We start from the raw sequence: 24,099 nt of genomic DNA, 5'->3' as shown, positions 1-24,099 counted from the left end.
GTCTCACCCCAGGGATTGCTCGAGCATTTCATCATCGCGGCTGCCGCTGCGAAACGTATCGCCGGTTTCGATTGCGGTTACAATCACCTCGGCAGGGCTGAAGAGATGCGGATCGATTGCGTAGAAGTCGCCTTTGAATGCCTTGAATATGTCGGCGAACGGCCGTCCATGGTCGCGTGAGCGGTGGCTCGGCAGCTGTTCGGCAAGGTCGCGGGCCGCTTGCGAACTGCCACGCACATAAAGCTGGACGATGCCGCCATAGATAATGGCGTCGTTGGTCCGGCCCATGGCTTTCAGGAAGTCCGGATGCGGGGCAGGTATTGGAGCGCGTCCCGCGCCGTCGACAATGGCATCGAGCGGAAAGTTGAGATCGTGTGCCTTGTGGAGGGCAACTTCGAGGACCCGTCCTACGATCTGCATCGAACCGGTGAGGCTCTGCGTCGGCGCATAGATGAAGGTCAATTGCGATGGATCGAGCTTCGTCGCCTTCGCTACTTTTTCGACGATTTCCGCCGGGGGTGGCGTCGCTGTTTCAAGCATCACCACGGAAGACTGCGCCTCGGGCTCGCGATAGGGGATATCCTTGAACAACGGCTCCACTCGAGCGAGGGCCCGCACCGGTCCGGACCCCATGGCGAAGTATTTTTCGTGCGAGAGATTCCAACCGGCGTACTGACTGGCAAGGCAGGCAAGGACCGGCTGCGACGAACGCACGTCCACTGTGTATGGCCATTTACCAAAACTGCGATCGAGGCTGGCCGAGACGGTGGCAAGTCCGCCCATGCAGATTTCGACAATGCGCAGGCCGGCTTCTATTCCCCCGCGAGCCTTGGCCCCGGCGTCGATCAAGTGTTCGCCGAGGCTGCCGCGACCATGGCTGATCCCGAGCCGATCGGCGTCCTCGATCATCGCGTCAGCAAGGCGCTGCGCATTCCTGTTCAGATAGGCATGACCGTCCCTCATGCGAAATCCTCCTCCCAATTGATCGCCAACGTCCTGACGCGGTGCCTTACTGCGCGCTCGGCTGCTGCTGCCGAAGACGCCGAGGCAAACACGGTGCAGACCGGATCCCCCGCACCGAGTGCAGTTCCGGATGTCTGGTGATCGGCTGTCATCGCCGGCCAGTCGACCGGCGGAAAGGCCCTGATTGGCCTATTAGTGTAAGCGATGGCCGATGCGGCCGAACCGCGATAGGCAGGAACCGTAATGGAAGCGCCCGCTACTGCACGCAAATGTTCACGCAGCAGCGGCGTTGCGTCGCTATCGAAAATATCGAGCGTTGCCCCCGGGCGGGGATTGATTTCGATAAGACTGAGACCGTTTTCGGCCTCGATGAAATCGGCGCTGCACAAGCCGACAAGACCGGCGCGCTGCGTCATGGCCGAGAGCCAGGTTTCAATTTGTGAAGCCCTGCCACGGTCGTAGCGGCGCAGCCGCACCGCGCCGCCATAGCGGAACGGCGCACCGGGATGCGGCGATGGCCACTGCCGACTGAAGCCGACAATATGAGCCGTCGTTGCATCTGCAAGGAACAGCGCTGAAAGGTTCTTGCCTTCGACGAAGCGCTGGAAATAGTGTCCCATTTGCGGGCCATCGTGTTCGAAACTGCTCCCCTCCGTCACCGATAGGGGGGGCTGGATGGCACTATGCCCATTCAAACGCTTGACGTGTGAGCCGCCTGCTCCCCCGCCTAGTTTTGTCAGCCAGCCCGTTGCTTCCAAGGGATTGTCGAAGCGGATCTCCGGATGTGGGATGGAGAACTCATGGCAGAGGCTTGCGAGGCTGGCGGGTTCTTTCACCAGCCGGACGGTGTCGGCCGCATTGCCGCCAAGCGAAAACCTCTTGGCGATTGCTTCCAGCATTTCGGGTCGGCGCTCGAACCCCGATCCGTACACCAGCGCGACTGGCTGAGCTTCACCGGCAAGTCCGGCAAGGGTCTCGACGATTGCGTGCGGATCGATCCCGGCCTCAATGCTACCGTGAAGCTTGACGGCTCGTTCAGCAAGCCTGAGCGTATCGGCATCGTTGAAAAGATCGGCAACCAGTGGCCGCAGACCGGCGCGCCGGGCGGCGGCCGCCAGCGAGCGCCCGGAAATCGCGGCGATCAGGATCGCGGCATTATTTGGCAAGTTCGCGAGCAAGTGTGAAAGCGTCCCGGAAATCATAGACGACCGGCTTCTTGGCCTTGATCATCTGTTCGAACAAACCAGCCTGCGTCTTGTATTTGACGTTGCCGATGGAGAGTGGACCAATGCCGACAGCCTGTGTCGCATCGAGCGGTTCGCCATTGGCATTGACCTTGAGCCCTTCAATGCCGGCCGGAGGTACCGCGTTGACGTCGGCGGCGACAAGCAGCCCGCCTGCAGATCCGAGCTGCGCCTTTGACAGGACCTGCACGCCGGCCTTGGCGGCGGCGAGCACCGCTTCTGTTGCGCGCACGATGGCGGTTTTGTACGCATCGGTCGAGCCGTCAGCAGGCTCGACCACGACGCCGAAACGTTCCTTGATCGAAGCTGCGATATCTGTCACGCGATCAATGCCGTCATGGCCAACGATGGTAACGTTGGCGCCTTCGCTGGCAGCGATGACCGCCGTGCAATAGCCGACGACCCCGGTTGCGCCAAACACGGCAACAGCCGTTCCGGCAAGGCCGCGATCATGGTGTTTGATAAGGGCCTTTTCCACCTTGGCGACCATGGCAGCGGCAGTGGTGAACGATCCTGCCGGATCGGCAAAAACCGAGACCTCGAACGGCGGAACCATGGCTTTTTTTGCTGCACCCAGCATGTCAAGCGCGAGCGGCGCATCCTTGCCGGCGATGAAGATGCCGGTTGCGACGCCGGCATCTGGCGGGCGGGAAAAAATCGCGTCCTGGACAAGGTTGCCGATATCGGCGAGGCCGACTTCCGTATAGGGAATTGCCGCATCGAAACCGGCATCGAGCGCCATGTTCACATCGAACGGGCTCATGTGCCGGAGTGGCGTCAACATGTGAAGGATCGTCTTGCGGCTCATTGTGCCCGCTCCTTTCTGGCTGTGGCGCCCATGATTTCAAGCTCTGGCGAGATTGAGGGCGCTGTGCGTGATCTCCGCGCCCGCGTTCCGGCCCGCAACGATCTGGATCGTCGTGCCGGGAGCGCGGCCGCCAATGACGCTGACGATACGTTCCGCCTCGGCTTGCGTCTGTGCGAAGGCAAATCCGGTCGGACCCCAGGAACTTTGCCCGATGCCAAGGGCGCCCGCGTCGGCGAGCCGGTGCAATGTCGCCTCCACCTTCCGACTCGTGAAAACGCCCCCTTGGGCCGGCGCGAAATAGCTGCCGATTTCAGTCTGGATGGACGCAATCCCGCGCGCGAAGGCAGCAAGGTCGCGCTCGACCAGTGACGGCATGATCCCGAGGAGTACGGTGCGTGCGATCGAAGCGGATGTCGCGACAGGAAACAGAGGAAGCGCGCGGAAAGCAGCGATCTCGGCCTCGCCGTGGATGCCATGGGCAGCATTGTCGAAGACGAGAATGATGCGCCAGGCGTCGGGAAATGCGAAACGGGCGACCACCGTCGGTGCCCGGTTGGTATCGCCTTTCCCCGCGTCGATGATGACGCCGCCTTCCTCGAACGCCGCAATCCCGATGCCCGAGCGCGATCCGCGCTTCAAGAGCACGGCGTCGTGGGCAGGCTCAAGCGGCAGTCCGTGGAGAGTGCGCAATGCGGCTGAAACGGCGAGGGCAATCTGTGTACCGGAGCCAAGACCGATATGGGGCGGAATCGCATGTTGGATGCTGATCCTGTGGTGCGCCTTGATGCCGAGATGTGTGCAGAGCGTTTCGAGGTGCTGGGTGATACGCGCCTGTTCGTCACCGGCCACATGCGTCTCGGCGCTACGTGCAATCGTCAATGTCGTCGCAATGTCTTCGACGGGCAGGCCAATGCTGCCGAAGCGATCGTCCGGCGAGCGGGGAATGTCGAGAAAGCCAAGATGCAGGCGGGCCGGGACTTTGATAGTGACGGAATCCGACATTTGCTTATTCTTTACATAATCTCAAAAATCGGGCCCACCGCTATGATATCGTCTTTCGAACTCGGCGCAAGCGCGATGCGTGACGAAATAGGGAGGAATGCCAATGACCGATGAACCGAAGATCAAGGAACGCGTCTATTCCGAAAGCGAAATCGTCGCAAAGCTCAAGAATGAACTGCCATATTGGCGCTACGAGAACGGTTGGATTCGCCGCAAATACAAGACGCATAGCTGGAAGTCGACATTGATGGTCATCAACACGATCGGGCATCTCGCGGAGGCCGCATGGCATCATCCGGATCTTAAGGCGTCCTATGCCTGGGTCGAGGTCCTGCTCCAGAATCACGCGGCCAAAGGCATTACCGACAAGGACTTCGAACTCGCCAAGAAGATCGAAAGTGTGGTCCAGTGGCAACCCGGCAAGGAGACGGGATCGCTGGAAGGAACGCCGCAAACAGACCAGCGCTTTGCCTATGTAAAATACGACGATTGACCGCGTGATTTTTTGCCTGGCGTCAGGGTTCACAATCGAAAAAGAAGTAGCTAAGTTAATCTTGGCACCAGAAAGATGCGGAATATGTCGGTTGCATGGATTGGCAGCCAGCCGGTATCCTTGATGGATGCGATACAGAATGTTTCAAAGCTTCTGGTATCAAGCCGCTGTCCAGTATTCACCATAGATGCGGATGTGCATGGTACGCGCAGTGCGATTGCACTCGCGGAAAGGGTAGGCGGCGCCTTCGATCATATCCATGGCGACACGCTGGCAAGGGAAGTGGCGCTGTTCGCCGATCAAGGCGCCATGATCACGACGCCGGGTGAGACGCGGCGCCGTTCCAGCCTCATCGTTCTCGTCGGTGACATTCCCGTTGCCCATCATGAACTCTTGCTCCATCTGGCAGGATCCAATCCTGATCTCGGCGATCGCAACAAGCGGGTCTGGTTTCATGTCGAGGGCGCATCGGAGCCCACCTCGGACGCGGGTCGCCTCCATCGCAAGCTCAGATCCGTTGCGATCGGCGGGGAGGGCCTCGGGCTTGCGGGCGTGCTCGCTGCCCTGCGCGCGGATTTGCTGGGGCGAAATCAGACTGGTTCGCTGGCAAACGTGGATCGTCTGAAGAGCGCGCTCGGCAAGAGCCGGTTTCCGGTCTTCATCTTTTCCGGCACCATGAATTCGCCGGACCTTGCCATGCTCCAGGGGCTGGTGGCCGACCTCAACAAGCAAGGTCGCGCCAGCAGTCTGTTTCTCCCCATGGACGATGATGCCTGGGGTACCGCGCTCACATCACTGTGGATGACCGGTTTTCCACCCCGTACAGGATTTTCCAATAGCCTCCCAAGCTATGACCCCGTGCGATGGGACACCCAGCGTATGGTTCGCGACAAGGAAGCGGACCTTCACGTCTGGGTGTCCTCACGGGGAACAATGCCGCCGAAAGGCAGGATCGGGCTGGTCTCTTTGGGCCGGACGGAAAAGCGGACGGAAGGGGCTGCCGTGACGATATCGGTCGGCAGGGCGGGCGTTGATCATGATGGGGTCGCCTTCTCCAGCAGGATCGGCACGTTCCATTCGCTGACAGCTTCGGCACCGTCCGAATTGCCGAGCATAGCAAGCGTGCTGCAGCAGCTTGCGCTTGTTCTTCCCGGGCGAAAGGGTCTGCCATGCTGATCCGTCTCGCGGGGGGAGACGTGATCGATCCGGTCAATGGTACAAGTGGCCGCCGTGACCTGTGGATCAGGGACGGTGTTATCGTCGAAGCTCCCGAGGGCGGCGCAGCAGACGAAACGCACGATGTATCCGGTTGCATCGTCATGGCGGGCGCAATCGATATTCACTCGCATATCGGCGGCGGCAATGTGAATACCGCCCGGCTGCTGCTGCCCGAGCAACACGCGGCGCATCAACCACGCCCGGCACACACCCCGCTTTCCAATGCGGGCTGGTCGACCTATCAGACCGGTTGCCTCTACGCGCAGATGGGCTTTACCACGGTCGTGGAGCCGGCCATGGCCTCGAGCACCGCCCTTCACACGCATCTTGAGCTTGCCGACATACCCATCATCGACAAGGCGACGCTCGCCATTCTCGGTAATGACGACTTTACCCTTTCGCTGCTGCGCGATGAAAAATCGACGGCCATGCTCGACGATTATGTTGCCTGGATCGTCGCTTCTTCCCGTGCGCTGGGCGTCAAGGTAATCAATGCCGGCGCGGCCGCTGCGTTCAAGGACAATGTGCGATCGTTTTCGTTCGACGACATCGTGCCGGAATATGGTTTGACCTCGCGCGGCATCGTCAAGGCGCTGCAGGCATCGGTCACGCGGCTCGGCATTCCGCATCCCTTGCATGTCCATTGCAACAATCTCGGCATAGCCGGGAGCGCCGACACGGCCGCGGCGACGATTGCTGCAACGGAAGGCACGCCCCTGCATCTGGCGCACCTGCAGTTTTACGGTTACGGGACCGAAGGCAAGCGCAAGTTCTCGTCCGAGGCCGCGCGGCTTGCGGAACTTGTCAACGGCAATCCCGACGTGACGATCGATATCGGCCAGGTGATGTTCGGCCAGACGGTGACGATTTCGTCCGACATCATGCGCCAGTTCTCGGCGCTCGGTAACGCTAATCCGAAGAAATCGGTCATTATCGACGGTGACGGCAATAGCGGTGGCGGCATTGTCCCCTATCGCTACAAGCACGACTACTATGGCTCGCTGCAGTGGGCGGTAGGGCTCGAGCTCTTTCTCCTCATTACCGATCCATGGCGCGTGTTCTTTACGACCGATCATCCCAACGGTGCGCCCTTTACCGCCTATCCGGAATTGTTTGAACTGCTGATGAGTGCCGAGGCGCGAGACGCCAAGGCGACCGAGCTCAATGCCGGGGCATTGGAGCTGACGACGCTGGCTTCGGTTCGGCGCGAATACACATTCGAGGAGATCGCCATCATGACGCGGGCCGCGCCGGCAAAGGTCCTCGGCCTCAAGGATAGGGGCCATCTCGCGGCGGGTGCGATCGCCGATATTGCCGTTTACAGGCGCGGCAAGGACATCGCGAAGATGTTCCGCGAAGCCGCGCTCGTCTTCAAGAACGGCGAGTTGGTCGTCAAGAACGGCAAGGTGACGAAATACCGTTGGGGCAAGGCGTTGCGGCTCAATCCGCCGGCGGACAAGGCCATGGTCAAACGCATGCGGGACTATCACGACGAGCGCTACGGCCTGTCCCTGGAGTGGTTTACATTTGCTGATACCGCGATTGCCCGCGAAGAGCCGTTTGCGGAGATCTCATGCAAGAGCTGAGCCGCAATGGGGTCGTTATCGACGATACATTTGCCGAGGCCTTCGGCATGCGGGCCACCGCAATCCTCATTACGGCGCCGACACTGAAGTGGGCTCGTCAGGCAGCGATCACCATGACCGGCTTTGCGACGTCCGTGATCGGCTGCGGATGTGAGGCCGCCATCGATATGGACGTGCCGGAGACCCAAACACCGGATGGCCGGCCGGGCTGCCGCGTCATGATCTTCGCCATGAGCACTGACGATCTGCAGAAACAGCTCAAGACCCGATTAGGCCAATGCGTGCTGACCTCGCCGGGAAGCGCGTGTTTCGCCGCGCTCGACGGATCAGCGCGGCTCGACCTTGGCAATTCGCTGCGCTATTTCGGCGACGGCTGGCAAATCTCGAAGAAGTTCGGCGACCGCCATTACTGGCGCGTGCCGGTCATGGATGGCGAATTTCTTTGCGAAGCGACGACGGGTCTTACCAAGAATGCAGTTGGCGGCGGTAACCTGCTTTTCCTTGCGGCGGATAATGCCAAGGCGCTGCACGCCGCCGAGCGAGCGGTCGCCGCCATCGAAAAAGTGCCGGGTGCAATTATGCCGTTCCCAGGTGGTATCGTTCGGTCCGGCTCGAAGGTCGGCGGGAAATACAAGGGCATGATGGCTTCGACCAACGATGCTTTTGCGCCGACACTGCGTGGCGTGGTGAATTCCTCACTCACGGCGGACATTAACGCGGTCTTGGAGATCGTCATTGACGGCGAAACCAGCGATGCGGTTGCCGCGGCGATGCGCGCCGGACTGAAGGCGGCGATCGATCTTGGCCCGAAGCGCGGTGCGCTGCGGATCAGCGCTGGCAATTATGGCGGCAAGCTTGGCAAGTTTCACTATCATCTGAAGGACTTGTTGCCATGAAAGCCATGACCTTCACCCTGCTCTTCGAGCCCGAGGAGCGCCTCGATCTCTCCGTCCTTACGCCGACAGGCATATCAGGGCTCTCGCTCGCACAGATTGAAAGGTTGCGCGTCGGTACAAGCCGCAAACCAGCCGTTGTCGGCGACCTTTTCAAATTGGCCGGAAAAGACGCTGAAAACCTCATCGTCGAGGGCGGAAGCGCCCGGTACGACCGTGTCGGGGCCGGTATGGGTGCTGGCAGTCTGCGCGTTGTTGGAAATGTCGGGAGCCAGGCGGGCCGCAAGATGTCCGGGGGATCGCTGCTGATCGAAGGGAACGCTGCCGATCATCTGGGATCTGGCATGGCTGGCGGACGTATCGAACTTACGGGCAACGCAGGCAATCACGTTGCCGCACCGCTTGCCGGCGAGCTTGCAGGCATGGAAGGCGGTGTCCTCATTGTTCGGGGCAGGGCCGGCAATTACGCCGGCGACCGTTTGCGTCGTGGCACGGTCGCAATCGGCAAGGGCTGCGGCAATCATCCGGGCTATCGCATGATCGCAGGGACCATCGTGGTTACGGGCAAGGTCGGGGCGATGCCGGGCTACCTTATGAAGCGCGGCTCGTTGCTCTTCGACCGCCACCCCGAGGCACTGTCGCCGACCTTCGTCCCTTGCGGGCGGTCGGATATCGCTTTTTCCGGCCTTTTCGACCGCTACCTCATCGCGGAAGGCATCCTCGACCGCCCCCTGCTTGGCAACAGGCCGGGGAAATATGCGGGCGACAATTCCGTGTCGGGAAAGGGCGAGATCCTCTATCGCAGCGCGCGTTAGCCTCCGGACGATACTATGAAGCCTTCCGCGCCGGCCGGGTTTCGACGATACGCGGCCGTTGAAAGCGGATGTGCCCCTTGTCAGGTTCAGCCTTACGCGGTTCCTTGCGGCTGATGACGATGCGGGCGTCGGTTTCGATGCGGAATACGAGCCCCTGCGTGGCGATCAGCTTGAAGTTCTCGGGGTCAAACTTTTTTCCGGCCGTCACCATGATAGGCTTAAGATCGCTCAAGCGCTTCGCATCTCCCTTGGTGAACTCCACCGTGACGGAACCCTTGGCACTGCCGAGTTTGTTCTCGATGCCGTACCTGGTTGGCTCGAGCAGCGTCAGGGCAAAAATGTCGCCTTTCGTCAGGCGTGTGCTGTCAAAGCTCGCCTGCTTGCCTTCGCCAACATGGACCGACCATCCCGTACCGGCAGTCGTGTGAAAGACGACATAGCCCTTTGACGACACAGGCTGGCCGGCTTCCGTGCCGCAGCAACAGCCATCTTTCGAGCCTTGCTGGGTCTTGGCGAGATCAATGTCGAGTTGCATCGAGGTCGCATCGTCGCGAACCTCGAAACTGACATTTCCCATGTGCTTTCCGTCTTTGCGCACGGTTGCCGAGTAGACCCCGGCGACCGTAAACTGATGGACAATGCTGGTGGTGAGCCCAAGCGCCCCGCTGTCAAAAACGGTGGCCTCGAACAATTGCCGGTTGAGGTTCGCTAACATCGTTTCATCCTATATCTGCTTCCAGAATCATCTCGACATCGTTGTTGAAGACGTTGAGTTTCCGGATCGGGATCTTGACGGGTATGAGCATGGAAGGACCGAAATTGTTCGGGTTGGTGGTTCCCGGCAGCAACGGGTAGGGATCTTCGATCGCCGTCAGCGGAGTCTTGTCGCCGAAATAATCGATGATGAACTGGGCGATGATGTCGAGCAGGCCAAAGCTGACATTCAGAAGGTCCGAGATCCATTCCTGAATATCGTCAGGAATGTCGAGGATCGCCCGAATGAGATCGATGACCGGCCCGAGTATCCCCTTCACGATATCCCTCGCCCAGCCGGGAAGGAAAAAGAGAAGGTTGTCGACCGCTGCGTTGACCGCTGCCTCCAGCAAGTCGCCAACGGTATCGCCGACATCGATCGGGTCGATATCGACAATCGGATCATCGAAGAACAGGCGCCATTCGCTCGCCAGGGAAGGCACAGCGTCCTGGGCATCCCAGGCATTCATCCCGGGTGGACGCGCCGGGTTGTCAAAATGGCGCATGACAAGGCGCCCGGTCAGCGACACTTCCGAAACGAGCCCGCCGAGCGGCAGCGTGATCGCGATATCGGGATCGTCGTCGAAGATGCAGATTTTCGGCAGGCGAAGGGCACAGCCGAATGGCGTCGGGATGATGCACCAGCCGCCAATGCAGATGCTCGGTATATCGATGCCGAGCGACAGGTCGAGCTTGTCCCATTTGATGTCGAGTTCGTCGATCTTGACCGTATTGTCGCCGCGAAGATCGACATTGCCGTTCTCAAGGTGGAAGGCGACGTCGTAACTTGCTGTGAAAGGTCCAAAGTCGGCGCTGTCAGCGTCCGCGAAGGTGAAGTTGTCGCGGATGGCATTGAAGAGGCGAACGAAACTCGCTTCGGAAGCGGCAATGGTGAGGTTGGCCATTTCAGATCACCTCCAGGTTGATGAATGCCTTCAGCTGGTCGTCCTCGATTGCCGGATTGTTCGGAACCGCCGCCGAGATCGGCGTTGGCTTGACGACGACGCTCACGACGTTCTTGATGATTTCCAGCGGCGCCCGTTCAAGCAGGATGCGAAGTTTTGGAATGAGGCCGAGCTTCAGCATCATCTCCAAATAGCATTCCAGTATCGCCTCGAGTTCGTCGGGGCGTATATCGACAATCTCGATCCGGTCGAGAAACGGCTCCAGGTAGGGCTTGCCGTTGTAGAAGCGGATCCGCACTCCGCCCACGGCGAAGACTTCAAGACAGAAGCACATCAGGCTGCGCACAGGCAGCGGTCGCGGCGGTACCGGATCCCGGTCCTTGTCGTCACGGTCGGGTTTGTCCCTGGGAGGATCAATAAGCCTGTCGACGGGGAAATCACGCGGGCAGCCAAGACCAAGGCATACCCCGAGCGCCATTGCGAAGCGTTGCGGCGCGAGCTTTCCGAGTTCCGGGGGTAAGGCAATCCCTTTGCCTGGGTGAAAGTCGATCTTGGCCTCGGTGACCTGAACGGCGAGTTCCATGGCGAAGTTGGTGCCCGGTATCTGTAGCGGGTCGATGCGCGTCATCAGCGGATTGTTGCGTTGGGCAACGACAGGGTGCGCATCGATTTGCCGGCACAGCAGCCCAGGATTGGCGATGACGCCAAGCGAAGCATAATTGAACAATGACGGCCGCTGCCGGCGCACGTGTCCTATCACTGCATTGAACGCATCTTCATGAAACGAGGCGAAGATGTCGCAATTATCCGTAAATGCCATGTTGGTTCCCCCTCGAATGGCAGTCGCAGCAAAGCACAGGCGGCCGAATCGCTCTCCGCGAGATGAATGAAGATTACCTTGCGATGCTGCTAGAAGTCGTTGGCGGGACGGGACCGCCTTGCGCTGTGAAATAATCTGTGGAATATTTACAGCTACAGGTTGAATATGGGATGTACGCTCGTTTGTCTCAAATAATACATCGTAGTGCGTTTGATCTATCAATGTTATGAGAAAATATACTGACAGTCGAACCAAATAATGGGCTAATCGGTAATCAGTTGGGGCTATATATTTAGCTAATCGGCTTTGTCCGTACGGAGTTCCCGCGGTCTTGGAGCAAGTTGGCGCATCGGAGCCATTGCTCCGATTATCTAGGGTTGCTGTGGAAAAATTCTCTCGCAGCGCTATACTCGCGCAAGATAAGACAGTTCAGCGGCAAAGTGGGATGAAGCACGATTTGAAGCTTATCGACGACGAGTTCATTGACCTCGTATATGCTTCCCTCCTGGGTGAAACCAGCTGGCAGCATTTTCTCGATCGGCTTGCGGCGACCCTTCCGGACGGCAAATCAACCCTCTTTTATCACGATCAGTACAAGGCAACTGGCGCCTTGTCATTGACCTCCGGGATGACCTCCAAGCAGGTCAACCAGTACGACACTTATTTCTGCCGTATCAATCCGTGGATGCCGAGGGCCGCGAACCGCAAGATCGGTATCGGTGTAACGGCGGAACAGATGCTGCCCTATGACCGGCTGGTGAAGACCGAGTTCTATAGCGACTTTCTTGTGCCGGCTGGCGCCGAATCTGCAGTAGGTGTAACGATCGTTCGCACCGAGGGGCGGTCTTTTCTCTTAAGCATCCTAACCAGCGAGCGAGAAACTGAGCGCACTGCCGACGCAGCCGAGCTGCTGACCCGACTGGCGCCGCATCTCAACAGGGTCTTCAAATATTATCAGAACCGTTCATTCAACCGGTTCAGCAAGGAGGCTCGGGGTCTTGCCTTCGACGCCATCGATGTCGGGCTGATTATTGTCGGCGACAGCTCCCGGATAAAGTCCGCCTCGGAGACCGCGCAGAAGATAATGGAGCAGGGAAATTGTGTGCGCACCTCCGCGCTGGGGAAACTGCACATCGCTTCCCACGACGCTGAAGCCATGTTGCAGAAGATGCTCGACCGCACGTCGCATGAGCCGAAATATGCGAGTTTTCAGGTCGATGACGTCAAGGTGACGTTGATCCATGTCCAGAAGGACAGGTTCTCGTTCTTCTTCGAGGGGCCGACTGTCGTCGTGATTCTCGAGCCGCAACGAACGACGCCGCGCGTATTCGACCTTGCGGAGTTCCGCGAAATGTATGCGCTTACCGGTGCCGAAGTCAGGGCCTTGAACGGCTTGATCGGCGGCCGCACGGCCGATGAAATCGCCGCCGAGGCGGGGCTCTCCCGAGAGACGATCAGATCGCAGATCAAGAGCTTATATGCAAAGACCAATGCCGCCAACCAGGTCGAATTGATCCGGATGGTTGCAGGCCTGGAAGGCCTTTAAACTTCCTTTCAAACAAAAAATTTGCAGTTTTTTTTGTTTCACCCCGCAGGGTGAAGCGCTTTGCCGGAAAATCGACAACTATGAGCTTCCGTTAGACAATTCGCTCCCTGAAATATTCAGGCAAGTGAAGGAACGGACACCAAAGTGGAGTAAGCCGTGGCCGGCTGAAAAGTGCTCAAGAGGTCTACCGGCCATCGCAGTAAATCATGTCGTACAACTTAGAGTTACAAACAACTGATGGAAAATCAGTGAGTAAGTTTTAGGGGTGAGTATCATGTCAGGAATCACGTATGAGCGAATACCGGATGGCAGGCCAATTGCCGACCGACGTACAGCTGCCCGTCGTGCCACGCTGCATATCGCTTCGGAAAATCCACGGCCGCAAAAGTCGCTTGCCATCATCGACGGGCGCGTGCTCTCTCGCGAGCACCTCTCCTGGGGTCTCCTTGCGAATGGGCTCGGCCTGCATATCGTCAATTTCGGCTCGGTGAATGATATCGAAGACTTCGATGCCTCGGAGTTTTCAGCCATTCTCGTGTGTGTCGACGATTCAAGATTTATGGACAACTCGATTGTGCTCGAAATCGAGGAACTGGTGCTGAGATTCCCGAACGCACCGGTCATCGTCCAGGCCGATATTTGCGGCTTCCAGCAAATACTGACCGTTCTCGAGCATGGGGCACGGGGCTATCTTCCAGGCAATGCCGGCATATCGGTCTGCATGGAAGCAATTTCGATGGCGTTGGCCGGGGGTGTGTTTGTTGCGGCCGAAAATCTGACTGATATCCAGCGCATCCTGGGGACGAGGCGCTACCAATCCAAGCGGGGGGCGATGTTTACACCGCGCGAGGAGGACGTCATTCAGGTGCTGCGGCTCGGTAAGGCGAACAAGTCAATTGCGTATACGCTGAACCTTGCACCGAACACCGTCAAAGTTCATGTCCGCAATATTCTCAAGAAGCTGCGCGTCACGAACCGTTCGGAAGCAATCTACAAGATCAACGCGATGTATGATGAGGTGGCGTGATGTTTAGCCTCGGCATTTTCTTCGCATTGACGACTTTCCTCATGGTGAGCCTGTTGGATCAGGTACTGCGCCAAACCAGTGGGGACCTGGCGGAGAGCCGGGTGGCCAGGTGGTACCGATCCGACGGGGACGAGGCTCGCCATGGGGAAACCAATTGAACAAGGGGCGCGCAAAGCAGCAATTGCACCGTAGATGATGAGTGCAGTGCTCAATCGAATTCAAGGGACGTTCGCAATGATGCGGCGTCCCTTTTTTATTGGGCGCCGTCCCCTCGACAAGGGAGAGGAAGGGCGAGCCTCACCCACACTTCCTTAAGACCGAAAACGTAAGTTGAACGGACCGGTCGTTCACGAGAACTGGAATTCGCGGCAGGCTCGCCTATAAGGGCACTACGAGCCATCACCGCAAATAGGAAGCATTCGAGGTGCCAGACCGAATATCGCCACTCGCGCCGTTCAGACACGAAACGTTCCGCACGATCTGGATCGCCAATCTCTCCTCGAACTTCGGATCACTCATTCAGGCGGTCGGCGCCGCATGGATGATGACCACGATCTCGAGTTCGGTCGATATGGTCGCACTCGTGCAGGCATCGACCGCCCTGCCGATCATGCTGTTTTCGCTCATTTCCGGTGCGCTCGCGGATAATTTCAATCGCCGTGCTGTCATGATCGTGGCGCAGACCTTCATGGTCGTCATTTCCGTGCTCCTGACTGTCTTCGCCTATCTCGGACTGATCACGCCCTGGCTCCTCCTCGCATTTACTTTCCTGCTCGGTTGCGGAACCGCGCTCAACAATCCGTCGTGGCAGGCTTCCGTCGGCGATATGGTGCCCCGCGACGATCTTCCGGGCGCCGTCGCGCTCAACAGCATGGGTTTCAACATTACGCGCAGCGTCGGCCCGGCGGTCGGCGGCGTTATCGTCGCCGCAGCGGGCGCGGCGGCGGCCTTTGCCGTCAACGCGGTCAGCTACTTTCCGATCATATTCGCCTTGATGCGCTGGCAGCCGAAATACCCGCCCAATACCTTGCCGCGCGAGACGATGGGGCGGGCGATTTCTGCCGGCCTGCGCTACGTTGCCATGTCGCCGAATATCGGCAAGGTAATCTTCCGTGGCTTCATCTTCGGTTTTTCGGCGAGCGCCGTGCTGGCGCTGCTGCCGCTGGTCGCGCGTGATCTGGTGGGCGGCGGTCCGCTCGTTTATGGCGTCATGTTGGGATCGTTCGGGATCGGCGCCATCGGCGGGGCGCTCCTCAGCGCGCGGCTGCGCGAATTCCTGTCGAGCGAAGCAATCGTCCGCATCGCTTTCGCCGGATTTGCCGTGAGTTCAGCCATTGCAGCCGTAAGCCCGAGCGCCTGGCCGACCAATGCAGCCCTTCTTGCTGCGGGCGCCTGCTGGGTACTCGCGCTCTCATTGTTCAATGTCACCGTCCAGCTTTCGACGCCGCGCTGGGTGGTAGGACGCGCCCTGTCGCTTTACCAGACCACCACCTTCGGCGGAATCGCTGCCGGCAGCTGGCTCTGGGGTGTTATGGCCGGTGAATATGGGGCCGACAAGGCGCTGCTCGCATCGAGCGTCATCATGCTTGCGGGCGCCGCTATCGGCCTCCGCTATGCCTTGCCGGAATTCAAGACGCTCAATCTCGATCCGCTCAACCGCTTCAGCGAGCCGCTGCTGGCGCTCGATCTGAAACCACGGAGCGGCCCTATCGTCATCATGATCGACTACATCATTGCCGAGGAAGACGTTCCGGAGTTTCTCAGCGTCATGGCCGAGCGGCGGCGCGTGCGCATTCGCGATGGCGCGGGCCATTGGGCGCTGATGCGCGATCTCGAAAATCCAGAAGTGTGGACCGAGAGCTACCACACCCCAACCTGGGTCGAATATGTCCGCCATAACCAGCGCCGGACGCACGCCGATGCCGAGATCTGGGATCGTATTCGTAAGCTTCATCGCGGCGAAGACAATCCGCGCGTGCATCGCATGGTCGAGCGCCAAACCATCGTCCCGCATGATATCGAGGCGCATAAGACCCCGATAGACATGGCTTGATGGCATTTACGGCTTAAGGTCGAAAGCGCCCTTCATGCTGCCGTCCATGTAGAACGGTACTGAGCTGTGGATATGGGTTATCCGCCAGGTACCCTCCTGCTTGACGAGGCCAAGGGTCTGGCGGAACCAGAGATCGACATTCTGGCCGTCAGTCTTCGTGCCGGTCATGCGCACGAGGCTCGTTGCGAAGGCTACGTCGCCGCCGACTTCGATGCGCGTATCGCGCGCTTCGCCGCCAATCGGTCCTTCCCAGGTGGCGAACCAGCCTGCAAGATCTTCCGCGTCCTTGCCTTTGTGCTGGAGCGGCGGTGCGAGGGTGAATTGTACGACGTCGTCGGTCAGGTTCGAAACGACGTTTGCGGCATCCTTGGCGGTTATGGCGCTGGACCAGGCCTTGATGGTCGCCTCGACTGCATGTCTCTCGTCCATGGGACTTCTCCTTGATTGATGAACCTCATCTCAAGGACGAACGAAAAGCCGCCAAACCGACAGCAACTGAAACAGATTGTCTAGCCTTCGGCGAGCCTGTCGAGATGCATCCTGATATGGGCCGCTTCGGCCGCCGTATTCGCCAGCGATATTGCATGATTGAAAGCTTCGCGTGCTTCCTTGGTACGTCCGACCTTCATCAACAGGCCGCCCTTGACGCCGAAGAAGTGGAAGTAGCCTGAAAGTCTTTCCTCCAGCGGCTCTATCAAGGCAAGGGCGGCTTCCGGACCCTTTACCTTCGCGACAGCAACGGCCCGGTTGAGAGTAACAACTGGCGAAGGGGTCAGCCGTTCGAGCGCGGCGTAAAGGAGATCAATTTCCGTCCAGTCAGTGTCCTCGGCCCGCGCGGCCCTCGCATGCAGCGCGGCAATGGCCGCTTGGATCTGATAGGGACCGGGGCGGCGATGGCGCATCGCCTTGTCAATCAATGCGAGGCCCTCGGCGATCATCTTGCTGTTCCACAGGCTCCTGTCCTGATCTTCGAGAAGGATGACCGCGCCGTCGGCGTCGAAGCGGGCGGCACTACGCGCACTTTGCAGAAGGAGGAGGGCGGTGAGCCCCATGATTTCAGGTTCGGCCGGGAAGAGGCGAAGTAGCAGCCGCGCCAGCCTTATGGCCTCATCGCAGAGCGGGAAACGCGCCTGCTGCTCATGGCCGCCAGCCGAATAGCCTTCGTTGAAGATAAGGTAGACCATCGCGGCAACGACCGCGAGCCGTTCGGAACGCTCGACGGGCCCTGGCGTTTCGAACGGAACATCGCCGCTGCCGATACGAGATTTCGCCCGGGTGATGCGCTGTTCCATGGCGCTCTCGCTAACCAGAAATGCGCGCGCAATTTGCCGGACGGACAGCCCGGAAACAATGCGCAGGGCAAGCGGGATCTGCTGGGTTGCCGGAAGATCGGGATGGCAGCAGATGAAAAGAAGTCGCAATATATCGTCGCGGTAGTCGGAATTGTCGATCTTCTCGGCAATCGCGGTCTCGCGGTCGCCAAGGTCTGACAGCAATTCCTCGGGCGGCAGCGGCTGTTGCTTCGCCTGACGCCTGACGCCATCAATGGCGCTATTACGCCCAACGAAGATCAGCCAGGCTGTGGGATCGCGAGGCGGCCCGTTCGTCTGCCAGTTTTTCAAGGCACGCAGGCATGCCTCCTGAAAGGCTTCTTCGGCGATATCGAGATTGCGGAAATAACGCAGCAGCGCACCCACCGCCTGGGGGCGTGCGGCCGTCAATGCTGCGTCGATCCAGCATGCTTCGCTCATGTCAGATCGACTCCAGGCCGGAAGATGGAGACAGGGCGTATTTCGTAGGAACCCGTGCCCGGATTGGCAACGGCAAGATCCTTTGCCGTGTCGATGGCCTCTTCGAGCGATGCGCACTCAATGATGTAGAAACCGAGCAATTGCTCCTTGGTCTCGGCAAATGGGCCATCAATGATAATCGGCTCGTCACGGCCCTTGCGCAGCGTCGTTGCCGCAGTCGTCGGTAAGAGACGCGCGACGGGCCCGAGCCGTCCCTGCTCCCTGAGCTTGTCCTGGACTTTGCCAAGCCGCTCCATGACGGCGTCGTCCTCTTCCTTCGTCCAGGCGCCGACGACATCCTCGGGATTGTAGCAAAAAATGGCGTAGAGCATTCGCGTTCGTTCCTCTCTGAGTGATGACGAACAGGTAACGCCAATCCCGACAGCGGGTCGAGAATTTTTATGCGATTTCAGCCGAATAAACCCTGATGGGCCGCCCGTGCGATCAGCCGGTCGCTTGCATTACGGACAGGGGTAGCCCGGCGCGATACGGCAGTTCGGCCGAGGCCGATAATAGGGTGGCGGCGGACGGTATGCGGGCGGGCGATAATATGGAGGCCGGTACGGCGGCCTGACGACGATCGTCGGCTGAATGACGACCGCCGGCGGACGCGTCGAAACGGCGCGATCGACGTAGTTGGCCGACAGCCAGCCGCGCAGCCCCTGATAGCCGACGCGGCACCAGCTGCCTTCGCAAGCGAGAACATCGACCCGCAACCCTGGCGCGAGAGTCGCGACTTTTGCGTAGCCGGTGCCCGGACCCGTTCGAATGTTCACGTTGCCCGTTGTATAGGCGGTATAGGCAGTAGCATAAGCGGGCCCGGCGAGAACGCCGAAGCAAATGAAAATAATCGACAGAATCCGTTTATGCGTCATCGCCGCTTCCATCCCGGTTTCTACAACTTCTGTTTGCAATGAGATCCTGTTTTGCGGAGCTTGTCCAGCCGGTTCCGGCCTGTGATCGATAATGGCTGTAATCCCGGGACCCTTCGGATATCCTGCAGTCGAATCTTTGAAACGGAGGCGCCAAAAGTGGCAAAGGCTGTATGGTCGCCAGACCAGTATCTGAAATTCGAAGACGAGCGCACGCGCCCGGCCAATGACCTGCTGAACGCTATTCCCGATCAGAACGTAAAGCGGGCAGTGGATCTTGGCTGCGGTCCGGGCAATTCAACCGAGCTCCTCGTCAAGCGATATCCGGGTGCTGTCATTGCCGGCATCGACGCGTCTGCGGAAATGATCGATCAGGCAAAACGTCGCCTTCCGGACCTGTCATTCGCCGTGGCCGATATCGACGCCTGGCAACCGCAGGAGAAGGTGGACCTGCTCTATGGCAATGCCGTCATGCAATGGCTGCCAGATCACGACCAGCTCTTTCCGCGGCTGCTCGGCTTCCTCAATGAGGGGGGCTCGGTCGCCTTGCAGATGCCCGACAACCTCGAGCAACCCACTCACGTGGCGATGCGCGAGGTGGCGAGAGAGGGCGCCTGGGCCAAGAAGATGGCGCAGGCCGATCTTTCGCGCACCAAGGTTGGCGACGCCTCATTCTACTACCAGTTGTTGCGGCCATTGGCGCAACGCGTCGATGTCTGGCGCACGACCTACCATCATCCCTTGCAAGGTCTTGATGGGATTATCGAATGGTTCAAGGGTTCGGGCCTGCGTCCTTATCTTGCAGCGCTTGACGAAGACGAGCGTTTGCGTTTTCTTGAGAAGTACAGGGAGCGCATCGCCTCACATTATCCCCTGATGCGCGATGGCACGGTCTTATTGCCTTTCCCGCGCCTGTTCATCGTGGCAACGCGCTGAACGAGCTTCAAATCTCCAGGGCTGACGGCATTTTCTTTGGCTTTCGAAATCAAGAATTTATTGAAGGTGTTTCGCAAATGAATGCGGAATGGGCACCTAGCATCCATTGTGCGAAAAACGCACAATCGGCTTTGCGGTGGCGACACCGGGAGAATGATGCGCGTGCAGAGGAGTGCACGACAATCATTTTTTCAAGTGGAGAACTATTGAAAATCAGAACGGATGCCATGCTTTCTGGTGCATAAACGCACCGGGCGGCAGCCGGAGACTCGGCGTTTTGCCAAGGGGAGGAACAATGCTCGACAGGCTTTTCAAGCTCAAAGGCCACAACACGTCCGTGCGCACGGAAGTGCTGGCCGGTATCACGACATTCCTGACGATGTCGTACATCATCTTCGTCAATCCAGAGATCCTGTCCTCGACTGGCATGGACCGCAACGCCATATTCGTAGCGACCTGTATCGCGGCCGCCTTGGGCTCTGCCGTCATGGCCCTGGTCGCTAACTGGCCGATCGGCATGGCGCCGGGCATGGGTCTCAATGCCTTCTTCGCCTTTACGGTGGTCGGGGCCATGGGCTTCACTTGGCAGCAGGCGCTCGGCGCCGTATTCATCTCCGGCTGTATCTTCCTGCTACTGACGGTAACCGGGGTGCGCAGCTGGCTCGTCGCCGGCATTCCCAAATCGCTGCGCAGCGCCATCGCCGCCGGCATCGGTCTGTTCCTTGCCTTTATTGCCCTTAAGACCTCCGGCATCGTCGTTGCCAATCCGGCAACATTCGTTGGGCTGGGTCATCTCGGCGCAACGGGCACGTTGCTTGCAATTCTCGGCTTCTTCATCATTGCCGCGCTTGACGCCATGAAGGTACGTGGATCGATCCTCATCGGCATTCTCGCCGTGACCGTCCTCTCGGTACTGCTCGGCGTCAGCGAATTCAAGGGCGTCTTCTCGGCTCCGCCGAGCCTTGCGCCGACATTCCTGCAGCTTGATGTTCTCGGTGCACTGCATACGGGTTTCCTGCAGGTCATCCTCGTCTTCGTTCTGGTCGAAGTCTTCGACGCAACCGGTACACTTATCGGCGTCAGCAAACGCGCCGGCCTCATCGAAGAAGGCAAACCGAACAATCTTGGCCGCGCTCTCTTTGCCGACAGCACCGCGATCGTTGCCGGTTCGCTTCTTGGTACCAGCAGCACCACGGCCTATGTCGAGAGCGCGTCCGGTGTTCAAGCGGGCGGACGTACAGGCCTTACGGCACTGACGATCGCCGTTTTGTTCCTTGCTGCCCTGTTCATTGCGCCGCTCGCTGCATCCGTGCCGGGGTATGCAACGGCGCCTGCGCTGCTCTATGTCGCCGGCCTCATGATGCATGAGCTCGTTGACATCGAATGGCGCGACGTGACTGAATCGACGCCGGCTGCCCTGACCGCGTTGATGATCCCGTTCACCTACTCGATCGCCAACGGTCTCGCCTTCGGCTTCATCAGCTATGTCGTGCTGAAGACGCTGACCGGACGCGTAAGCTCGATCCATCCCGCGACATGGCTCGTAGCTATCCTCTTTGTCGTGCGGTTCGCCCTGTTCCCGGTCTAACAGTGCAACCTTTTCCGGGCGCAATTCAGGGGCCCGGACCAGGTCGTTTCAACCCGAAAAGAAAGACCAAAAATGCCATCAGAAACTTCAACCACAAAGGTGCTCGACGCATTGCTCGATGCAATGGATCAAAAAATCATTCCGATGACGGAGAAGGGCGTTGCGGCCGGAAACAAGATTTTCGGCGCGGCGCTCCTGCGCAAATCGGACCTGTCGGTCGTTTTGGCCGAAACCAACAACGAGACGGAAAATCCGCTCTGGCACGGCGAAGTCCACACGCTGAAGCGGTTCTACGAGGTCGATGGCGACAAGCGCCCGGATTCCCGCGATCTCATTTTCCTGTCGACGCATGAGCCATGTTCGATGTGCCTTTCGGCGATCACCTGGGCTGGCTTCGACAATTTCTACTATTTCTTCAGCCATGAGGATTCCCGCGATGCTTTCGCCATTCCGCATGACCTGAAGATCCTGAAAGAGGTCTTCACGCTGGAGCCCGGCGGCTATAACGCCGAGAACGCCTTCTGGAAGAGTTATTCGATCCACAAGCTGATTGCGCAGCAACCGGAACCGGATCGGACGAGGTTGCAGGAACGGGCCGCTTCGATTGCGCGAAAGTATGATGATCTGTCCGCGCAGTACCAGGCGAGCAAGGGTGGCAATTCGATCCCGCTCAACTGACCCATCCGATAACAATAGAAGGCCGCCCGTATGAGTTCGGGCGGCCTTTTTGTTTGAAAGCAGGGCATGCTCTCTAGATCAGCGGACCACGAACAGCTCCGCGTAGAAGTGTTCTTCGAGGTTGATTCCGTCGCCGCCCCGGTCGATCACGACGAAGTCGCTTTCACCGCCAAGGGGTGTGAGGATGCCGTGCCAGACGTTGCGGTGAATGTTCACGCCCTGGCCCGGAGAAGTGATGAAGGCGACAGGATCGCTGGGTCCGCCACGCCCGTCATGCGCAGCAACCACGAGGAACGGGTTGGCCGAGAGCGGCACGAAAGCCTGGCTCCCGAACGGGTGGCGTTCAACCATGCCAAGCTCCAGCGGCAGTTCGTAAGGCTTGCCGCGCAGGAGGCTGATGAGCGTGCGGGCGTTGTCACCCGTGGTCTCAACCTTGGCAAGGTCATGGTAGCGGGTGCACATGCCGTGATTGATGGGAAAGCTGTGGGCCCCTTCCCTCTCGATGACGTCCCCGAAAGGTGCAAAGGCTTCCCGCGTCAATTTCTGGATCAGTATTTCACGCATATCGGCCCGCCCTCAGTCCGGCAACATGTCGCGCAACCGCAGCAGGGCAATCTTTTCGACCTGGCGGCAGGCTGTGTTGAACTCGGTCTCGCGATCATTGGCAATGCGGGCTTGGAACGCTTCGAGGATCGCTTGCTTGTTCAGTCCCCGCACAGCGATGATGAAGGGAAAGCCGAACCTGGTGACGTAGTCGGTGTTCAATTTCGTGAATTCGGCGCGTTCCTCGTCGGTCAGGGCGTCGAGCCCTGCCGAAGCCTGCTCCTGCGTTGAACTTTCGGTCAGGCGCTTTGCCTGTGCCAGTTTGCCGGCAAGATCGGGGTGGGCATTGAGGACAGCGAGCCTTTCCTCTTGCGTGCCCATGCGAAACACTGTGCGGAGTGCCGCATGCAGCCCTGATGCCGTGTCATGGGCGGGCGAAAGCTCCCCGGCAAAAGCCCGGCGGGCAATCCACGGCGAATGTTCGAATACGCCGCCGAAGCGGTCGACGAAGGTCGTTTCCTCAAGTGCGGATGGGCGCGCGGCGTGGGGCTTATAGGGGTGGGTGGCGGCCCAATGTTGCGCGATGTCGACGCGGCGGGCGAGCCACACTTTTTCATGGGACTGGACGTAGTCGATGAAACGTGCGAGCGCGGCGCTGCGGCCAGGACGGCCGATGAGCCGGCAATGCAGACCGATGCTCATCATCTTGGGCGAGCCGGCTGCGCCTTCTGCATAGAGCGTATCAAAACTGTCCTTCAGATAGGCGAAGAACTGATCGCCAGAGTTGAACCCTTGTGGGGTCGCGAAGCGCATGTCGTTGGCGTCGAGCGTATATGGGACTACCAGCTGCGACTTGCCGTTGTGCTCGTACCAGTAAGGCAGGTCATCGGCATAGGAATCCGAAACATAGTCGAAACCGCCTTCGTCGGTGACAAGATCGACGGTGTTGACTGACGTCCGGCCGGTGTACCAGCCCTTCGGCCGCTCGCCGGTTGCGGCAGTATGGATGCGGATCGCCTCGAGCAGGTGCTCGCGCTCAGCCTCCGGCGTGAAATCCCTGTAGTCGATCCATTTCAGCCCGTGCGAGGCGATTTCCCAATCCGCATCGAGCATCGCCGCAACCTGCGCCGGTGAGCGCTGCAATGCCGTGGCGACGCCATAGACGGTGACGGGTACATTTTTCGAGGTCAACAGCTCGTGCAAGCGCCAGAAACCGGCGCGTGCGCCATATTCGTAGATGGACTCCATGTTCCAGTGGCGCTGGCCCTGCCAGGGCTGCGCGCCCACAATCTCCGACAGGAAGGCCTCGGACGCGGCATCGCCATGCAGGACACAGTTCTCGCCGCCTTCCTCGTAATTGACAACGAACTGAACGGCGATGCGCGCATCGCCAGGCCAATTCGCGCGCGGCGCTTTACCGCCATAACCATGCATGTCGCGGGGATATCTCACAGAATTCTCCTCCTCAGTCCTTCACTCCGTTTTCTGATTACTCAAATTACCGGCGAAGCATTCCCCCTGAAAAATTTGAAAGTCCCTTTACCAAGCTCCGGCTACCCCGCGAGC

At 59.2% G+C, this 24,099-nt stretch carries 25 protein-coding genes; 12 read left to right on the top strand and 13 right to left on the bottom strand.

The annotated features are described in order from the left end of the window. Positions 1-3: 3 nt before the first annotated feature. Positions 4-963: a methenyltetrahydromethanopterin cyclohydrolase gene (gene mch, locus BLR72_RS21135; protein ID WP_091951771.1), complete on the bottom strand. Its 960-nt coding sequence runs from the start codon at positions 961-963 to the stop codon at positions 4-6. After that, positions 960-1,583 (bottom strand): ATP-grasp domain-containing protein, encoded by a 624-nt coding sequence (locus BLR72_RS22775; RefSeq protein WP_244506788.1) that lies wholly within the window; start codon positions 1,581-1,583, stop codon positions 960-962. Before BLR72_RS22775 ends, mch begins: the two co-directional genes overlap by 4 nt. Positions 1,584-1,763: 180 nt before the next feature. On the opposite strand from BLR72_RS22775, the gene BLR72_RS22770 reads away from it, so the two are divergent. Next, complete coding sequence (locus BLR72_RS22770; protein ID WP_244506787.1) at positions 1,764-2,147, top strand: hypothetical protein; 384 nt, start codon at positions 1,764-1,766, stop codon at positions 2,145-2,147. Here BLR72_RS22770 and BLR72_RS21125 read toward each other — a convergent pair. Together BLR72_RS21125 and BLR72_RS21120 are read right to left on the bottom strand one after the other, a co-directional pair. Next, positions 2,119-3,015, bottom strand: a complete 897-nt coding sequence (locus tag BLR72_RS21125) for an NAD(P)-dependent methylenetetrahydromethanopterin dehydrogenase (protein ID WP_091951769.1) — start codon at positions 3,013-3,015, stop codon at positions 2,119-2,121. The two genes, BLR72_RS22770 and BLR72_RS21125, sit on opposite strands and share 29 nt — an antisense overlap. Positions 3,016-3,051: 36 nt before the next feature. Beyond that, positions 3,052-4,017 (bottom strand): beta-ribofuranosylaminobenzene 5'-phosphate synthase family protein, encoded by a 966-nt coding sequence (locus BLR72_RS21120; RefSeq protein WP_091951767.1) that lies wholly within the window; start codon positions 4,015-4,017, stop codon positions 3,052-3,054. Positions 4,018-4,120: 103 nt separating this feature from the next. On the opposite strand from BLR72_RS21120, the gene BLR72_RS21115 reads away from it, so the two are divergent. The 5 genes from BLR72_RS21115 (at position 4,121) to BLR72_RS21095 (ending at position 9,022) form a co-directional block, all read left to right on the top strand. Then, positions 4,121-4,510, top strand: a complete 390-nt coding sequence (locus BLR72_RS21115; RefSeq protein WP_091951766.1) for a 4a-hydroxytetrahydrobiopterin dehydratase — start codon at positions 4,121-4,123, stop codon at positions 4,508-4,510. 84 nt (positions 4,511-4,594) lie between these two features. Next, entirely contained in the window at positions 4,595-5,686 is a 1,092-nt protein-coding gene (locus tag BLR72_RS21110; protein WP_139202563.1) for a molybdopterin-binding domain-containing protein, read from the top strand. Continuing rightward, positions 5,680-7,314: a formylmethanofuran dehydrogenase subunit A gene (locus BLR72_RS21105; RefSeq protein WP_091951762.1), complete on the top strand. Its 1,635-nt coding sequence runs from the start codon at positions 5,680-5,682 to the stop codon at positions 7,312-7,314. Before BLR72_RS21110 ends, BLR72_RS21105 begins: the two co-directional genes overlap by 7 nt. After that, positions 7,302-8,210 (top strand): formylmethanofuran--tetrahydromethanopterin N-formyltransferase, encoded by a 909-nt coding sequence (gene fhcD / locus BLR72_RS21100; RefSeq protein ID WP_091951760.1) that lies wholly within the window; start codon positions 7,302-7,304, stop codon positions 8,208-8,210. The genes BLR72_RS21105 and fhcD overlap by 13 nt, the downstream gene beginning before the upstream one ends. Continuing rightward, positions 8,207-9,022 (top strand): formylmethanofuran dehydrogenase subunit C, encoded by an 816-nt coding sequence (locus BLR72_RS21095; protein WP_091951758.1) that lies wholly within the window; start codon positions 8,207-8,209, stop codon positions 9,020-9,022. The genes fhcD and BLR72_RS21095 overlap by 4 nt, the downstream gene beginning before the upstream one ends. A gap of 13 nt (positions 9,023-9,035) precedes the next feature. Here the strand turns inward: BLR72_RS21095 and BLR72_RS21090 are convergent, their stop codons facing one another. The 3 genes from BLR72_RS21090 to BLR72_RS21080 are packed head-to-tail and all read right to left on the bottom strand — an operon-like array spanning position 9,036 to position 11,500. Next, a complete protein-coding gene (locus BLR72_RS21090; protein ID WP_091951756.1) occupies positions 9,036-9,737 on the bottom strand; it encodes a hypothetical protein in 702 nt (233 codons plus the stop codon). 4 nt (positions 9,738-9,741) lie between these two features. After that, positions 9,742-10,680: a hypothetical protein gene (locus BLR72_RS21085; protein ID WP_091951754.1), complete on the bottom strand. Its 939-nt coding sequence runs from the start codon at positions 10,678-10,680 to the stop codon at positions 9,742-9,744. A gap of 1 nt (position 10,681) precedes the next feature. Next, positions 10,682-11,500 (bottom strand): hypothetical protein, encoded by an 819-nt coding sequence (locus BLR72_RS21080; protein ID WP_091951752.1) that lies wholly within the window; start codon positions 11,498-11,500, stop codon positions 10,682-10,684. A gap of 445 nt (positions 11,501-11,945) precedes the next feature. On the opposite strand from BLR72_RS21080, the gene BLR72_RS21075 reads away from it, so the two are divergent. The 3 genes from BLR72_RS21075 to BLR72_RS21065 all read left to right on the top strand — a co-directional run bounded on the left by BLR72_RS21075 (position 11,946) and on the right by BLR72_RS21065 (position 16,126). Continuing rightward, on the top strand, positions 11,946-13,046 hold the full coding sequence (locus tag BLR72_RS21075; RefSeq protein WP_091951750.1) for a helix-turn-helix transcriptional regulator: 1,101 nt from the start codon (positions 11,946-11,948) through the stop codon (positions 13,044-13,046). A 274-nt stretch (positions 13,047-13,320) separates the two neighbouring features. Further along, the gene (locus BLR72_RS21070) at positions 13,321-14,073 is read left to right on the top strand and encodes a helix-turn-helix transcriptional regulator (RefSeq protein WP_051615243.1); all 753 of its coding nucleotides are present in this window, start codon (positions 13,321-13,323) and stop codon (positions 14,071-14,073) included. Positions 14,074-14,497: 424 nt separating this feature from the next. Continuing rightward, on the top strand, positions 14,498-16,126 hold the full coding sequence (locus BLR72_RS21065) for an MFS transporter (protein WP_027232861.1): 1,629 nt from the start codon (positions 14,498-14,500) through the stop codon (positions 16,124-16,126). A 6-nt stretch (positions 16,127-16,132) separates the two neighbouring features. On the opposite strand, the gene BLR72_RS21060 is transcribed toward BLR72_RS21065, so the two are convergent. From BLR72_RS21060 to BLR72_RS21045, 4 genes are all read right to left on the bottom strand, one after another. Beyond that, complete coding sequence (locus BLR72_RS21060; protein ID WP_091951748.1) at positions 16,133-16,555, bottom strand: YybH family protein; 423 nt, start codon at positions 16,553-16,555, stop codon at positions 16,133-16,135. 80 nt (positions 16,556-16,635) lie between these two features. Next, the gene (locus BLR72_RS21055) at positions 16,636-17,877 is read right to left on the bottom strand and encodes an RNA polymerase sigma factor (protein ID WP_091951746.1); all 1,242 of its coding nucleotides are present in this window, start codon (positions 17,875-17,877) and stop codon (positions 16,636-16,638) included. Beyond that, entirely contained in the window at positions 17,874-18,248 is a 375-nt protein-coding gene (locus tag BLR72_RS21050; RefSeq protein ID WP_091951744.1) for a YciI family protein, read from the bottom strand. The genes BLR72_RS21055 and BLR72_RS21050 overlap by 4 nt, the downstream gene beginning before the upstream one ends. Positions 18,249-18,377: 129 nt before the next feature. Beyond that, complete coding sequence (locus BLR72_RS21045) at positions 18,378-18,791, bottom strand: SH3 domain-containing protein (RefSeq protein ID WP_091951970.1); 414 nt, start codon at positions 18,789-18,791, stop codon at positions 18,378-18,380. A 156-nt stretch (positions 18,792-18,947) separates the two neighbouring features. On the opposite strand from BLR72_RS21045, the gene tam reads away from it, so the two are divergent. The 3 genes from tam (at position 18,948) to BLR72_RS21030 (ending at position 21,990) form a co-directional block, all read left to right on the top strand. Continuing rightward, entirely contained in the window at positions 18,948-19,724 is a 777-nt protein-coding gene (tam, locus tag BLR72_RS21040; protein WP_091951742.1) for a trans-aconitate 2-methyltransferase, read from the top strand. A gap of 295 nt (positions 19,725-20,019) precedes the next feature. Next, positions 20,020-21,312, top strand: coding sequence for an NCS2 family permease (locus BLR72_RS21035; RefSeq protein WP_091924801.1), 1,293 nt, complete (start codon positions 20,020-20,022; stop codon positions 21,310-21,312). A gap of 72 nt (positions 21,313-21,384) precedes the next feature. Further along, positions 21,385-21,990 carry a deaminase gene (locus tag BLR72_RS21030; protein ID WP_091951740.1) on the top strand — a complete coding sequence of 202 codons (606 nt, stop codon included), beginning with the start codon at positions 21,385-21,387 and terminating at the stop codon, positions 21,988-21,990. A 78-nt stretch (positions 21,991-22,068) separates the two neighbouring features. On the opposite strand, the gene BLR72_RS21025 is transcribed toward BLR72_RS21030, so the two are convergent. Together BLR72_RS21025 and puuE are read right to left on the bottom strand one after the other, a co-directional pair. Continuing rightward, positions 22,069-22,554: an ureidoglycolate lyase gene (locus BLR72_RS21025; protein ID WP_091951738.1), complete on the bottom strand. Its 486-nt coding sequence runs from the start codon at positions 22,552-22,554 to the stop codon at positions 22,069-22,071. A 12-nt stretch (positions 22,555-22,566) separates the two neighbouring features. Then, positions 22,567-23,985 carry an allantoinase PuuE gene (gene puuE / locus BLR72_RS21020; protein WP_091951737.1) on the bottom strand — a complete coding sequence of 473 codons (1,419 nt, stop codon included), beginning with the start codon at positions 23,983-23,985 and terminating at the stop codon, positions 22,567-22,569. Positions 23,986-24,099: the final 114 nt, after the last annotated feature.

Source organism: Phyllobacterium sp. YR620 (assembly GCF_900104165.1).
Lineage (GTDB): Bacteria > Pseudomonadota > Alphaproteobacteria > Rhizobiales > Rhizobiaceae > Phyllobacterium > Phyllobacterium pellucidum.
This window is presented reverse-complemented; position numbering and strand designations above follow the sequence as displayed.